The organism is Undibacterium sp. 5I2, assembly GCF_035019605.1.
Lineage (GTDB): Bacteria > Pseudomonadota > Gammaproteobacteria > Burkholderiales > Burkholderiaceae_D > Undibacterium.
In genome coordinates this window covers 57,450-72,625 of the sequence record NZ_JASJVS010000017.1, presented here as the reverse complement: position 1 = coordinate 72,625, position 15,176 = coordinate 57,450, and the positions used below count along the sequence as shown (strand labels likewise).

The window sequence follows — 15,176 nt, the reverse complement described above, 5'->3', positions numbered from 1 at the left end:
AATGACGAATTGGGCGGCTGGGTGGATGCGCAATCGACCTGACTTGTGGGTAATGATCAGCGCGCTTTTGCGCGGGAGCCTGGCGGCGTTCGTGCTTAATAAAAATGCCAGAAATCATGCTGTTTTCAGTGCTGAAAACGATACTGGGTTCCAGCCAAAAGCATGCGGGAATGCGCTTGCTTGGGCCGGCGCGAACGAAGCATTTGACGCCTGATTGTAACTGTGCATTTGAACTATAGCAACTGTTGTGAACCGCTAACAACGCCAGAGACATTTTTTTGAACCCCATGAAGTTCGCAGGTAATATCGGGCAATCTTCGCTGTCAGGCAAGATTTAAAATATCACAGTCCCCGCAAGGGTGCTGTATTTGCAACGGTGTAGTGAATGTATAAAAACATGGAGAACTTATGAAATCTCTCAAAGGCAGGTTAATTTTTGTTATCGCATTATTGGTAACAATATGTACGGTTTTTTTGACCGTCGGCAGCTATCTGCGTATGAAGTCGCAGATTGAACATGATTTGAGTGCAGAGATACGCGGCGTTGCTACCGGCTACAATGCCCTGCTCAGTAACTGGATACAGATTAATACGGCGCTGGTGGACAGCTTGGCGCAAGGCTTGGGCAATGGCGCTGATTTGCAAGCGAGCTTGGCGATGGTACGCGGCGGTGGTAATTTCCTCAGCGTGTATCTGGGGCAGCCCGATAAAACGTTTACCAATAATCCGGCCAATCCACCTCCGGCCGGCTATGACCCTACTGCTCGTCCTTGGTATAAGGCGGCGATGGAAGCCAAGAAAGCCATTGTTACCTCGGCTTATATGGGCGTCAACCCACCCGGTCTGATGATTTCATTTGCCGCACCGGTGAAAGGTGGCGAAGGCGGGGTGGTGGCAGCCGATGTGTTTCTGACTAAAATTGTCGATCAAATTCTGACCGTCAAACTGGCCGGCGATGGCTATGCCTTCTTGCTCGATAAATCCGGCGTAGTGCTGGCGCATTCCGACCAAACCAAGGCACTCAAGCCGGCCAAGGAAATCGCCGCTGAATTGGCCTTGGAAAATATTGCGACACTGGCTAAAAACACCGAGCCTACCGAAGTGCAGATCGCCGGCAAAGCCAGCTTCTTGTACTTACAACAAATTACCGGCTCAGATATTTACTTGGCCTTGGTGGTCGATAAAAACAAGGCGCTGGCGTCACTCGATCAACTGCTAGTGATTTCTGGCTTGGTTTTGTTGGTGTTGTTGGCCGTGATTTTGCCAGTCTCGACGTGGTTGGTCGGGCGTATGCTATCGGGATTGCAACGGGTGCGCGATGCGATGACGGATATCGCCGCTGGTGGTGGTGATTTGAGTCGTAAAATCGTCGTCGAGGGTGAAGATGAAGTGGCGCAGACGGCGCAAGCTTTCAATCAGTTCCTCGAGCAATTGCGGGTGATGGTGGTCGACGTGCGCAAGGCGACCGATTCGATTACGATCGGGTCGACTGAAATTGCGGCTGGCAATATGGATTTGTCGGGTCGTACCGAGCAGCAGGCTTCCTCCTTGGAGCAAACGGCGGCGAGCATGGAAGAGTTGACCGAGGCGGTCAGAAACAATGCTGACAATGCACGCGAAGCCAATAAGATGGCCGTCAATGCCTCCGATGTCGCGACCCAGGGCGGTGAAGTGGTGAACCGCGTGGTTTCGACCATGCAGGGGATTTCCGACAGTTCGCGCAAAATCGTCGACATCATCAGCGTGATCGAAGGGATTGCGTTTCAAACCAATATTTTGGCGCTCAATGCGGCGGTCGAAGCGGCCCGCGCCGGTGAGCAGGGCCGTGGCTTTGCGGTGGTTGCCAGTGAAGTTCGTACGCTGGCGCAGCGCAGTGCGGCAGCGGCTCAAGAAATCAAGAGTTTGATCGAAGATTCGGTGACGAAGGTGAATGAAGGTTCCGAGCTCGTGGATAAGGCTGGTGCCTCGATGAGTCGTATCGTCGCTGCGGTGGATCAGGTGGCGGCGATCATCAATGAAATCACCTCGGCGTCGGTGGAGCAGAGCGATGGCATCAGCCAGGTCAACATCGCACTGGCCCACATGGATGAAGCGACCCAACAGAATGCTGCCTTGGTCGAACAAGCGGCAGCGGCAGCAGGCTCACTGGAAGAGCAAGCCAACTTGCTGAAAACAGCGATGTCGGCGTTCCGCATGGAGCAGGGGCAGCCGGCGGCACGACTTGCCAGCGCTCGGCCGGCCCCGCGCATGACTGCGGCGCGTCGTATCGGACGCGACGCATAGGTAAAGATCAGTGAGCGGTAGTAAGCGCCGGATCAGCTCTCGGCTAAGGGACTGAGGGAGGCAATCACCGGCGCATGGTCGGATGGTTGCTCCCACTTGCGCGGCACGCGGTCGATCACACAAGCATGACAGCGGCTGGCCAGCGCTGCCGATAACAAAATGTGATCGATACGCATGCCTTTATTGAGGCGAAAGCCGAGCGCACGGTAATCCCACCAACTGAAGCTTTTTTCGCTTTGTTCAAATTGCCGGAAACTGTCGCTCAGACCCAGATCGAGCAAGCCTTGCAAGGCGCTGCGTTCCTCTGGTGACACCAAATTCATACCGACCCAAGCGGCCGGATCATGCACATCGCGGTCGTCCGGGGCGATGTTGTAATCACCGAGCAGGGCCAATTGTGGATACTGCTGGAGTTCCCCACGCAGCCATTCCTGTAGCGCCGCCAACCATTTCAATTTATAGACAAACTTATCCGAATCCGGCGCTTGTCCGTTCGGCACATAGGCACAGATGATGCGCATGCCGCAAATGGTGGCGGCGATGATGCGCTGCTGTTCATCTTCGAACAGCGGATTATTCTTTTGTACTTGCTCGATAGGGTGGCGCGCAATGATCGCCACGCCGTTGTAGGTTTTTTGACCGCTGAAGGCGACGTGATAACCGGCTGCCTCGATTTCAGCTTGAGGAAATTTATCGTCGGTGAGCTTGGTTTCTTGCAGGCACAAGACATCGACGGGGTTCGTTTCCAGCCATTGCAAGACCTGTGGCAGGCGGACTTTGAGGGAATTGACGTTCCAGGTGGCGAGTTTCATTGAATCGGTATCTCTTTAAAGGAATGAATGGCATTTTGGGCTTGCGCCTGATGGCGGCATAACATCGGGCTGTGGCAATGAATCTGTGCGGGAGATTATACGATGCCGGGCGGATTGTGGAGTTGACGCTTGAACTTGGCGATGGCGATCATTTGTTTTCGGCTTGTTTTCTTAGCAAGGCGGCGTGCCTGCAGGGTGTGAAAGTGGTTCGCACACTGCAGGCAATCCTGCTAAAGTTAAGGCCTGCAAGCTGGTGCGCCAATTTTCGATGATGGCTGCTTTTTGCTGCACACTAAAAAAAAGCGATTAATCTTTTTTGTATATGAATCTCCCCTAAAAACGCTATTTGACATATGAAGCAAGTGCGGGCAAGCTAGGCATTCTTTGTCGAATTCTGGAGTCAGCTATGCCGCAATACCGTTCCCGTACCACCACCCATGGCCGTAATATGGCCGGCGCGCGTGCTTTGTGGCGTGCCACTGGCATGAAAGACGGTGATTTTGATAAACCTATTATCGCCGTCGTCAACTCGTTTACCCAATTCGTGCCGGGCCATGTGCATCTGAAAGACCTTGGTCAAATGGTGGCGCGTGAAATCGAAGCGGCTGGTGGTGTGGCCAAGGAATTCAATACCATTGCGGTTGATGATGGCATCGCCATGGGTCATGGCGGTATGTTGTACTCGCTGCCTTCGCGCGAACTGATTGCCGATTCGGTTGAATACATGGTCAATGCCCACTGTGCCGATGCCATGGTGTGCATTTCCAACTGCGATAAAATCACGCCCGGCATGCTGATGGCAGCGATGCGTCTGAATATTCCGGTGGTGTTTGTGTCGGGTGGGCCGATGGAAGCCGGCAAAGTTCTCGAAACTCTGCATCCTAAGCAGGGTGGAGTGCAGAAGATCATGAAGATCGATTTGGTCGATGCCATGATCAAAGCTGGCGACAGCAAGGTGTCGGATGAAGAAATCGGCCGTATCGAACGTTCCGCCTGCCCGACCTGCGGATCCTGCTCCGGTATGTTTACCGCCAACTCGATGAATTGTCTGGTCGAAGCGCTGGGCTTGGCTTTGCCGGGTAATGGCACGATTTTGGCTACCCATGCCGACCGCAAAGAATTGTTTCTGCGTGCCGGTCGTTTGATCGTTGAGCTGTCCAAGCGCCATTATGAAGCTGACGATTACTCGGTGTTGCCACGCTCTATCGCCACCAAGGCGAGTTTTGAAAACGCCATGGCGCTCGACGTTTCCATGGGCGGTTCCACCAATACGGTCTTGCATTTGCTGGCCGCAGCCCACGAAGCCGGTGTCGATTTCAAAATGGCCGATATCGATCGCGTGTCTCGCAACGTGCCATGCCTGTGCAAAGTCGCGCCGATGACCGATAAATACCATATCGAAGATGTCCATCGTGCCGGCGGCATCATGGCCATTCTCGGCGAGTTGGCCCGTGCCGGCTTGCTCGATACCACGCGTCCTACCATTCACAGCGCCAGCATGGCCGAAGCCATCGCGCGTAATGACGTCGCTGTCTGCGACGATGTCGCCGTGCACACCATGTTCAAGGCCGCGCCAGGTGGCGTGCCGACTCAGACGGCGTTTTCACAGGCGGAACGCTTTGAGAGCCTCGATCTCGACCGCGCCACTGGCTGTATTCGCGATCGTGCTCATGCCTATTCGGAAGATGGCGGCTTGGCGGTGTTGTACGGTAATTTGGCGGAAAATGGTTGTATCGTCAAAACGGCCGGCGTCGATGACAGTATTTTGCGCTTCACTGGTCGCGCCCGTGTGTTTGAAAGTCAGGACAGCGCGGTTGAGGCGATACTCGGCGATGCGGTTCACGAAGGTGATGTCGTCATCATTCGTTATGAAGGGCCGAAAGGCGGGCCGGGCATGCAGGAAATGTTGTATCCGACTTCGTATATCAAATCCAAAGGCTTGGGCAAGGCGTGCGCATTGTTTACTGATGGCCGTTTTTCCGGTGGCTCGTCGGGTTTGGTGATTGGTCATGCTTCGCCGGAAGCGGCGGAAGGCGGTGCCATCGGTTTGGTGGAGGAGGGTGATGTGATTGCCATCGATATCCCGGCGCGCAGTATTAATTTGATGATCAGCCCGGAATTGCTGGCCGAACGCCGTGCCGCGATGGATGCCCGTGGTGACGCGGCTTGGCAGCCGGTGGCACGCGAGCGCTATGTGTCGCAAGCTTTGCAAGCCTATGCAGCCTTGGCGACCTCGGCTGATCGCGGTGCGGTTCGCGATATTTCGCAATTGAAGCGGCGTTGATCGTAGTCGGCTAGGAGCCTGAGCGGCAGAACGAGTCGAAGCGAAAAATCGGCTGAGCGAGGACAGATTTTGGCTAGCTCAGGCTCCTAGTTTGACGGGGTGGTAGCGTAGGCTGCCGCCCCGTTTTTGCTTGCAGAGCTTGCTTTTATCGGTTTTGACCGCATCTGTCGGTAACGGACGCACGGTTTTGTCTGCTGCTTCCCAGCGATGTAACGTGTGCGCATGCCTCAGGTCGTTTATACTCGGGGTTGCCGTGTATTTTTTCACATGTTACTTCAAAAGCTTTTTCAGGAACCGTATGTCCAGCACCATACCCGCGCCGCTTCACGCCGTCCCCCTTGATTATGTCGATTCCTGTCATTTGCCCACGACTTGGGCGAATTTTCGTATGCATGCCTTTGTTGAACCGGGCAGTGGCAAAGAGCATATCGCCCTGACGCTGGGCGTAGTCGATGACGGTGCGCCGGTGTTGGCGCGGATACATTCCGAATGTCTGACCGGTGACGCCTTGTTCAGCCAGCGCTGTGATTGCGGACCGCAGTTAGAGTTGGCGCTGCAAAAAATCGCCGAAGCCGGACGAGGCGTGCTGCTGTATTTACGGCAGGAAGGGCGTGGTATCGGTTTGCTCAATAAAGTACGCGCCTATCATTTGCAAGATGATGGTGCTGATACCGTCGAAGCCAATCAGCGTCTGGGCTTTGCCGCCGACTTGCGCAATTACGGTCTGTGCGATCCGATGTTACGCCATCTCGGTATCCGCTCATTGCGCTTAATGACGAATAATCCGCGCAAGCTGGCCGCCATGGCCGGTTTGAATGTGCTCGTGGCCGAACATGTACCATTGATCATAGAACGTAACGTACACAATAACCGCTACCTCAATACCAAGGCGAGTAAGCTCGGCCACTTGATGCAAGCCGATTTGTCGGTGCCATCCTCAGATGAGGACTTGCTGTTGTAATTTCAAAAATTCGGCACTGGCTTCCAGTAATACTTGATCGAGTACATCTTGATCGAGGCCCAGATGCTGCCACGACAGGGCAGTGATTTCCGGTGTGCTGTGATCGGGCGTGTGATTGAGGTGTAAAACGTGGGCAATCCCATTTGCGACATGCACGATGGTGGCCAAAAACCCCAAGCCCGGCGTTTCCGGCTGATGATGGCCGCTGATGGCGTTGATCATTTGTTCGGAAAAATTCCATTGCCGCGCCAATGCGGTGCCGACTTCAGCATGATCAATTCCCAGCACCTGATGTTCTGCCTGTAACTGCGTCAGTGCTTGCTCACGTTGCGCAGCCAGCACGGCTTCGTAGGCGCGGCCATGGTAAGTGACCAGCACCAGCGTGCCGATATCATGCAAAAGCCCGGCCGTGAAGGCGACATCTTGGCTGACATGGAGGCGACGTGCCAAAATTTTTGCGACGATGGCCACCGTATTGCTGTGCTCCCAAAATTGCTTGTGACTGAAGCCGGCACAATTATTTTCTGGAAAACAGCCGGTCAAGGCGGCCGTGACGATCAGTTGTCTGACCGTGACCAAGCCGAGCAGGCCGATGGCTTGCTGGATCGTGGTGACCTTGACTAAGGTGGAGTAATACGCCGAGTTTGCATAACGCAGGGTTTTGGCCGTTAAGGCGATGTCATGCGTAACCTTTTGCGCCAGCTCGTGGGTATCGACTTGGTCGCTATCGATTTGATTGAGGATTTCCATGACCACTGCCGGCAGAGTGGGTAAATCCTTGATTTCTTCGACGATTTGTTGGATGGCGATTCTGTTCATCTGTTCTGTTCCTGTTTCAGCCCACTATAGTATTACCTAAATGCTGGTAAAAAAGGCTTTTGAAATCAACAAGAACAGGAATTGTTAAATTTTTACGACATTGTTTACAGTTTTGACTCGAGGCGTTTTTCACTGATGCTGATTTTGGCACGCTCGAGCATGTCGATGGCGGCCGGGCCGCGCAGCAGGGTGACGGCGACCGCCAGCGCATCGATGTAAGTCAGGTGCGCCAGACGCGAAGTCATCGGTGTGTAAATATCTGGGTCTTCTTCGACATCGACGCTGATATGGGCATCGGCATAGTCAGCCAGCGGGCCGCCGCTGGCACACAGCACCAGTATTTTAGCGCCGGCGTGTTTCGCCAACTGCACGCTGTTGATCAAATCGCGCGTGCGGCCGGTGCGTGAGAAGGCCACTACCACGCAGTCGCTGTTGAGCAGTGAAGCCGATTGCGCCTGCAAGTGGGCATCGCAAAACACGGTAGTTGGAATACCGAAGCGGAAGAATTTTAATTGTGCATCGATGGCCAAGGCACCCGAATAGCCAAGGCCATAGCATTCGATGCGGCGGGCCCGTGCCAGTAAATGCACGGCCGCTTCAAAGCTGGCTACATTGGCATTATTCCGCGCTTCCATCAGGGTGGCGATGGTGCGGTCAAATACTTTCGGCAGCACGTCACGCACATGGTCGGCTTGGTTGACATCGAGATGCAGGTAAGGGATGCCGGTCGCCAGGCTCTTGGCAAACGCCAGTTTGAACGATTTGAAACCGTCAAAGCCCAGGCTTTGGGAAAAGCGCGCGACCGTCGGCTCGCTGACGTCACAAGCTTGAGCCAAGACGCGGATCGACATTTCCAAGGCATCGTGCGGCTTTTGTAATAAAAATTCTGCCACCTGACGTTCGGCGCGACTGAGTGCCGTGCTGGCGATGCGTATCCGCGCCAGTAATCCTTTTTCGGATGGTACGATCGATTTGAGTTCGGATTTAGGTTCGGAAAACGGATACGCCATAACAGTCATTCTTTCTCGGAGTAGCAGTCTGGTGTCACGGACACCAGAAGACGTCGATAGTACAGCCTGCAGCACGTAACAGGGCAGAAACCGGTAAAGTATCGCCGCTGGCCTGTTCCAGTACGCGGCGTTTTTCTGCGCCGGTAATGACTAGCCACAGGCGCTGGCTATCGATTAAGCGCGGCAGCGATAAGGAGATGCGGCTTTGCTGTGTCTCCGGATGCAGCGCCGCCAGGCAGCGCAATGCCTGGTGTTCGGTCGGCGCGCCGGGAAACAGTGAGGCGATGTGGCCATCGCTGCCCATGCCCAGCAAGACGGCGGAAAATGCGCCGGGAAAGTGCGCCGCCAAACGCTCATCGATAGCGGCCGCGGCTACTTCCGGTGAGCTCGAGGCATTTTTCAGGGAAACCAAGCGCCAATTTTTTTCACTGCCTTGCAGTACGCGGCGGAACAAGCCTTCATTACTTTGTGCATTGTCATCGGCCACCCAACGTTCGTCAGTCGCTACCAACTGCACTGGCTGCGCCAGCTCGGTGCTGTGCAACAGGGTGTTGAGGGCGCGATATACCGGTGCCGGCGTACTGCCGCCAGCCAATGCGAAGCTGCTGCCGGCCGGTTCGCTCTGAATCAGATCGAACCATAGTCGGCTCAGGCTATTGCTGAGTTCATCGATATTGGCAAAGCTATGGAACGTAACAGGGTTCATGCTGGATTAACTTTCTACGAATTCTTCGCCCCAAGCGGCGTTGTTTTGGGCTAATAAATAACTGGAAGCGGACGGGCCCCAACTGCCGGCGATATACGATTTCAAACCTTCGCTGTCGTTTTTCCAGGCTTCCATGATCGGGTCTATCCAAGCCCAAGCGGCGCTGAGTTCGTCATCACGCACGAACAGTGTTAAGTCGCCGTGCATGGCATCGAGCAGCAGTCGTTCGTAAGATTCGACACGGCGCGAGTTCGAGGCTTCGGCGAAGTCCAGATTGAGCGCGACGTCGGATAAGCGTATGCCTTCGCCTGGATCTTTGGCTTTCATGAACAACTGCACGCTTTCTTCCGGCTGCAGTGAAATAACCAGACGGTTCGAACGCATCGGTCCTTGCGATTGACCGAAAATCGAATACGGTATCGGTTTGAAATTGATGGTGATTTCAGCGCTGCGGCTGGCCATGCGTTTACCCGTGCGCAGATAGAACGGTACGCCGGCCCAGCGCCAATTATTGATTTCGGCGCGGATGGCAACAAAAGTTTCTGTGCGCGAGGCCGGCGGCACCCCCGGTTCGGCTTGGTAAGCGATGACCGGCTGACCATTGACGGCACCGGCGCGGTATTGGCCGCGTACCGTGCGTTTGCTGACTTCATCGGGCGAAAATTTATGCAGTGCACGCAGTACTTTGACTTTCTCGTCGCGGATGGCATCGGGGTTGGCATTCACCGGTGGTTCCATGGCGACGATCGAGACTAATTGCAGCAAATGATTTTGCACCATATCGCGCAGTGCACCGGTATGGTCGTAGAAATCGCCGCGCGATTCCACCCCAACTTGTTCCGAAATTGAAATCTGCACATCTTGTATCCAAGTGCGATTCCACAGCGGTTCCAGAAAGGAATTGGCAAAGCGCAGTGCCAACAAATTCTGCACCATTTCTTTACCCAGATAGTGATCGATGCGGTAAATCTGATTTTCTTCGAGATAATTGCGCAGAGATTGATTGATTTCTTTGGCCGATACGGCGTCGCGGCCTAGCGGTTTTTCTACCACGACGCGGGCATTCCCTTCTACCAAGCCATGTTGCGACAGTTGTTCGACCACCGGAATAAAAATATCGGGGCCGGTAGCCAGATAGAACAGTGTGGCATTGGTGGGGCTGGTGTGGACCATGCTTTTGAGAGCCGCGAAATCTTCCGGCACACGCGCATCGATCTTGGCGTAGCGGGTCAAGGCCAGAAATTGCTGCAATGTTTCAGCGCTGGCACCACTGAGTTTGTCGGCATATTGGGCGATGCTGTCGCCAACCCGGCTGCGGTACTCGTCGTCGCTCAGACGTTCACGCGCGGCACCGACGAATTGAAAATCATGATCGAGTCGACCATTCACAAATGCGCTGTAAAGTGCCGGGATAAGCTTACGCTTGGCGAGATCGCCGGTACCGCCGAATAAGACAAATGTGGTCATGGGAACTCCGTATGGGTGCTGTATAAGTATAGAAGCAGGACTGGCGCAAAACCGCCGCAGTGCTCGCCGTGGTTTTACTTGGCCTTGCCGAAACCATTTTACGTCAGTCCTGTGAAAATACTGACAGGCTGAATCAATTATGCCAGAAAATCGTCAGAAATGTAGTTTCGTTACGTTAAATGGGAAGATATTGCGTAATAAAACAGCATAATAGTAATTTTCTGAAAGTTTGTTACGTAAATTGTTTGTTTATGCTATCTTTATCAGCATAGTGACAGAACCCTCCGATGCCACGCTGTTTTGTGCCTCGGCTGCGACGTCCGATTGCTTTCCCATTTCCTTTCAGGTGAGTTCATGACAACATCGACCACGCTGCATCCGGTGATAGACGCGGTTACCAACCGTATCATCAGCCGTAGCAAAACCTTACGCAGCAACTATCTTTCGCAATTGGAGCAAATGCGTGGGCGCGGCCCGCGTCGCGCCAGTTTGTCTTGCGCCAATCAGGCCCATGCCAATGCGGCCATGGATAGCAGTAGCAAAATTTGGCTCAATCAGGCGCAAAAACCGAATATCGGCATCGTCACCGCTTACAACGACATGCTCTCGGCACACCAACCGTATGAATCGTATCCGCAGCAAATTCGTCAAGCGGCGCTGCGTTTCGGCGCCACGGCACAAGTCGCCGGGGCCGTGCCGGCCATGTGTGATGGTGTCACGCAGGGGCGTCCCGGTATGGAATTGTCGCTGTTTTCGCGCGACGTAATTGCGCAAGCCACGGCGGTGGCCTTGTCGCATGATGCCTTCGATGCCACTCTGTGCCTCGGTATTTGCGACAAAATCGTGCCGGGCTTATTGATCGGTGCGCTGGCCTTCGGTCATTTGCCGACTATTTTTATTCCGGCCGGCCCGATGGGTTCAGGCTTATCGAACAAGGCCAAGGCGCTGGTGCGTGAGCGTTATGCGCAAGGTAAAGCGAGCAAAGAAGAATTGCTGGCTTCCGAAAGCGCCGCCTACCACAGCGCCGGTACCTGTACGTTTTACGGTACCGCCAACAGTAATCAAATGCTGCTCGAAGCGATGGGCTTGCATTTGCCCGGCGCGGCCTTCATCCATCCCGAAGATCCTTTGCGCAGCGTGCTCACCGATGCGGCCGTCGAACGCGTGCTGGGCTTGACCGAACAAAGCGGTAACTACAAACCTATCGGCCAATTGGTCAATGAAAAAACCATCGTCAACGCGATCATCGCCTTGCTTGCGACCGGCGGCTCCACCAATCACACCATCCACTGGATCGCCGTGGCCCGGGCGGCGGGGATTCTGATCGATTGGCAAGACTTTGATGAACTGTCGGCCGTCATTCCACTGCTCACCCGCGTCTACCCGAACGGCACGGCCGATGTCAATGCCTTCGAAGAGGCCGGTGGCCCGACTTTTGTCCTGCGTGAATTGCTGCGTGCCGGTTTGATGCATGGCGATGTGATGACGGTGTATGGCGAGCAGGGTTTGCATGGTCATACGCGTCGTCCGGTGTTAAGCGGTAGCGCGCAAGTTGCTTGGACTGATTTGCCGGCTGCCTCGCCGAATGAAGACGTGGTGCGCAATGCCGCCACGCCGTTTGCTGCCACCGGTGGTCTGCGTCTGTTGCAAGGCAATATAGGGCGCGCCATCGTGAAAGCCTCGGCGGTGCCGGAAGAAGCTTGGGTGGTGCGTGCGCCGGCCTTAGTGTTTACTTCGCAGGATGCCTTGGTGGCGGCGTATAAAGCCGGCCAACTTAACCGTGATTTCGTCGCCGTCGTGATTTTCCAAGGGCCGCGTGCCAATGGTATGCCAGAGCTGCACCATTTCACGCCGATACTCGGCAGTTTGATGTCGGCCGGTTTTAAAGTGGCCTTGGTCACGGACGGTCGTATGTCGGGCGCCTCGGGTCGCATTCCGGCAGCGCTGCATGTCAGCCCGGAAGTAGCGCAGGGTGGTGCACTGGGTAAAGTGCGCGATGGTGATCTGATCGAAGTCAACGTCCATACCGGCCAATTACTGGCCTTGGTCGACGCCGCCGAGTGGGAACAACGCAGCGTCGCCAGCCACAACGAAGCGGCGACATTCGGCTACGGGCGCGATTTGTTTGCCACCCAACGGCGCGTCGTGACGGCGCCTGAGCACGGTGCATCGACCTTATTTATCTGATCCGACGCGCTTTTTTTCGCAATTCATTGATATTAAAAAACAGAGAGACATCATGACTACCCATACTACTCAAAGCATCATCGCCAGCCTCGAACAATTGCGGGTCTTGCCGATTCTGGTCACCGATGATGTCGATCAAGCGATACGCTGCGTGCAAACCTTGGCTGCCAACGGCTTGCCGGCGGTGGAAATCACGCTGCGCACGCCGAATGCGATGACGGTCTTGCGCGAGGTGGTGAAAGCTTGTCCTGAGGTGACCGTTGGTGCCGGCACGATTTTAACGGCCGCCCAACTCGATGCCGTGCGCGACGCCGGTGCCGCCTTCGGTATCAGCCCCGGCATCACGCCGCTGCTGGCCAAGGCCGCGCAGGAATCGGGTTTGCCGTATTTTCCTGGGGTTGGCGGTGCCAGTGATTTGATGCTGGCCTTGGAACATGGCTTTCAAGTTGTGAAGCTGTTTCCTTCGGATATAGTCGGCAGCACCAAGATGGCCAAAGCACTCGGCGGGCCTTTCCCCGATGTGCGCTTTTGCCTGACTGGCGGCGTTACCGTTGAAGCCACGCCGGGCTTGCTGCAGCAAGCGAATATTTTGTGTGTCGGCGGTTCCTGGATGTGTCCGGCCGCGCTGATTCAAAATGCCGACTGGGCCGCGATTGCCGTCTTGTCGGCCGCTGCGGCCCAAGCTGGCCAGCGCTGAACGGCGTTCACAGGTATTCCTTCGATTGACTCATTCAATGTAAAGCAAGAACATGGCTACTTCCGTTTCCCGTACTCCGCTCTGGTGTTTGTTACAGCAACGCGCAACCAATATGCCTGGACTGAAAGAATTATTCCGTGCCGATGCCCAGCGGTTCACCCGCTTTTCGGCGTCTGCCTGCGGTATTTTGCTCGATTACTCCAAGCAGCGTATCGATACCACGGCCAAGCTGAATTTATTGGCGCTGGCACGCCAGCAGGAAGTCGAAGCGCGCCGTGATGCCATGCTGCGCGGTGAAGCGATCAATCATACGGAAAACCGGGCGGTGCTGCATACGGTATTGCGTTTGCCAAAAGATGAGTCTTTCGTATTGAATGGGGAGAATATCGCCGCCGATGTACATGCCGTGTTAGCGCAAATGCGCAACTTCAGCGATGCCGTGCGTGAAGGTCGCTGGCTCGGGTTTACCGGTAAAGCGATACGCACCATCGTCAATATCGGCATTGGCGGTTCCGATCTCGGTCCGCAGATGGCCTGCATTGCCTTGGCACCGTGGTCGCAAAAAAATCTTTCTTTGCACTTCGTGTCGAATGTCGATGGCCGTCATGTGGCCGATGCGCTGGCCAATGCCGATCCGGAAACCACGCTCTTCGTGGTCGCTTCGAAAACCTTCACGACCATGGAAACGCTGACCAATGCGCGCACGGCACGTGATTGGATGCTGGCGCACGGCTGCCCGCTCGATCAAATTCGTCAGCATTTTGTGGCCTTGAGTACTAATGTCAAAGCGGCTGGTGAATTTGGTATCGCCGAGGAAAATGTTTTTCCGTTTTGGAATTGGGCCGGTGGCCGCTATTCGATGTGGAGTGCCATCGGCTTGTCGATCGCGCTGTATGTTGGTGCCGATCGGTTTGAAGAAATGCTGGCTGGTGCGCATGAAATGGATTTGCATTTTGCGCAAGCACCGTTGGAACAAAATTTGCCGGTGTTGATGGCCTTGGTCGGTATTTGGAATATCAATTTCCTCGGCTTGCAAGCGCTGTCGATCGCCCCTTACCATCAGCGTATGACGCGTTTGCCGGCGTATTTGCAGCAACTTGAAATGGAAAGCAATGGCAAGTCGGTCACCCGCGAAGGCGAGCGGGTCGACTATCCGACTTCACCGATCTTGTTTGGTGAAGCCGGCACCAATGGTCAGCATGCGTATTTTCAGTTGCTGCATCAAGGGGCGACCATCATTCCTACCGATTTTATCGTCGTTGCCGACGACGATGCCGGGTTGCCCGGCCATAATCAAGCCTTGCTGGCGAATTGTTTCGCGCAATCGAAAGCGATGGCTTTGGGAAAAAACATCGATGAAGTACGTGCCGAGTTGGGTGATCTGCCGGAAAAAATGCTGGCACCTCGGGTGTTTGAAGGGAATCGACCGACCTCGACGGTGCTGCTCGATGAACTGACACCGCGCTCACTCGGCGCCTTGATCGCCTTATATGAGCACAAAGTTTTCGTGCAATCGGTGATCTGGGATATCAATGCCTTTGATCAGTGGGGCGTGGAGTTGGGAAAATCCTTGGCGCAGCAATTGATCAGTCTTGATCCCGCCGCCGTCAAGGAAGAATACGACAGTTCGACACGCGGTTTGCTATTGGCGGTCAAGCGTAGCCAGCAATTTAAAAAAGCTGCCTGAGGCAAGCCAAAGCAGTTTGAAGCAGGCTGAACCGGCCTACCTAGGAGTCTGTCGGGCTTAGGAGTAATCGGCTGCAAAATTGCCTGAGCGGTCCATATTTCGTCTATTTTTTTGTCAATACGCTCGGTATTGACAAAAAAATAGCCAAAATCTGTCCTCGCTCAAGCGATTTTTCGCTTCGATTCCCTAAGTCCGACAGACTCCTAGCCGGTTCAGATCAAGATTTTTCATCTATCCCGCTGCGGATATACCGTAAAATTTAG

The 15,176-nt window shown here is 54.6% G+C and carries 12 protein-coding genes; 7 read left to right on the top strand and 5 right to left on the bottom strand.

Translation table 11 applies throughout. The features are described 5' to 3' along the window. Both QN359_RS08425 and QN359_RS08420 read left to right on the top strand, forming a co-directional pair. The coding region (locus tag QN359_RS08425) for a hypothetical protein (protein ID WP_323493231.1) at positions 1–214 on the top strand (214 nt) is incomplete at its 5' end. A 194-nt stretch (positions 215–408) separates the two neighbouring features. After that, complete coding sequence (locus tag QN359_RS08420; RefSeq protein ID WP_322248995.1) at positions 409–2,283, top strand: methyl-accepting chemotaxis protein; 1,875 nt, start codon at positions 409–411, stop codon at positions 2,281–2,283. A 32-nt stretch (positions 2,284–2,315) separates the two neighbouring features. Here the strand turns inward: QN359_RS08420 and xth are convergent, their stop codons facing one another. Further along, positions 2,316–3,095, bottom strand: coding sequence for an exodeoxyribonuclease III (xth, locus tag QN359_RS08415; RefSeq protein WP_322248994.1), 780 nt, complete (start codon positions 3,093–3,095; stop codon positions 2,316–2,318). 406 nt (positions 3,096–3,501) lie between these two features. Here xth and ilvD point away from each other — a divergent pair, with 406 nt between their 5' ends. Continuing rightward, positions 3,502–5,379 (top strand): dihydroxy-acid dehydratase, encoded by a 1,878-nt coding sequence (ilvD, locus tag QN359_RS08410; protein ID WP_322248993.1) that lies wholly within the window; start codon positions 3,502–3,504, stop codon positions 5,377–5,379. 298 nt (positions 5,380–5,677) lie between these two features. Further along, on the top strand, positions 5,678–6,340 hold the full coding sequence (gene ribA, locus QN359_RS08405; protein WP_322248992.1) for a GTP cyclohydrolase II: 663 nt from the start codon (positions 5,678–5,680) through the stop codon (positions 6,338–6,340). Here the strand turns inward: ribA and QN359_RS08400 are convergent. The 4 genes from QN359_RS08400 to zwf form a co-directional block, all read right to left on the bottom strand. Continuing rightward, positions 6,317–7,159, bottom strand: a complete 843-nt coding sequence (locus QN359_RS08400) for an HDOD domain-containing protein (protein WP_322248991.1) — start codon at positions 7,157–7,159, stop codon at positions 6,317–6,319. The genes ribA and QN359_RS08400 overlap by 24 nt on opposite strands. Before the next feature lie 104 nt (positions 7,160–7,263). Continuing rightward, a complete protein-coding gene (locus QN359_RS08395; protein ID WP_322248990.1) occupies positions 7,264–8,178 on the bottom strand; it encodes an SIS domain-containing protein in 915 nt (304 codons plus the stop codon). 25 nt (positions 8,179–8,203) lie between these two features. Further along, the gene (locus tag QN359_RS08390; RefSeq protein WP_322248989.1) at positions 8,204–8,875 is read right to left on the bottom strand and encodes a 6-phosphogluconolactonase; all 672 of its coding nucleotides are present in this window, start codon (positions 8,873–8,875) and stop codon (positions 8,204–8,206) included. A gap of 6 nt (positions 8,876–8,881) precedes the next feature. Next, a complete protein-coding gene (gene zwf, locus QN359_RS08385) occupies positions 8,882–10,342 on the bottom strand; it encodes a glucose-6-phosphate dehydrogenase (protein WP_322248988.1) in 1,461 nt (486 codons plus the stop codon). Between the two features lie 354 nt (positions 10,343–10,696). Between zwf and edd the strand changes: the two genes are divergently transcribed. The 3 genes from edd to pgi are packed head-to-tail and all read left to right on the top strand — an operon-like array spanning position 10,697 to position 14,913. Then, complete coding sequence (gene edd / locus QN359_RS08380; RefSeq protein ID WP_322248987.1) at positions 10,697–12,529, top strand: phosphogluconate dehydratase; 1,833 nt, start codon at positions 10,697–10,699, stop codon at positions 12,527–12,529. A 52-nt stretch (positions 12,530–12,581) separates the two neighbouring features. Further along, positions 12,582–13,226: a bifunctional 4-hydroxy-2-oxoglutarate aldolase/2-dehydro-3-deoxy-phosphogluconate aldolase gene (eda, locus tag QN359_RS08375; protein ID WP_322248986.1), complete on the top strand. Its 645-nt coding sequence runs from the start codon at positions 12,582–12,584 to the stop codon at positions 13,224–13,226. A gap of 52 nt (positions 13,227–13,278) precedes the next feature. Continuing rightward, entirely contained in the window at positions 13,279–14,913 is a 1,635-nt protein-coding gene (pgi, locus tag QN359_RS08370; protein ID WP_322248985.1) for a glucose-6-phosphate isomerase, read from the top strand. Positions 14,914–15,176: the final 263 nt, after the last annotated feature.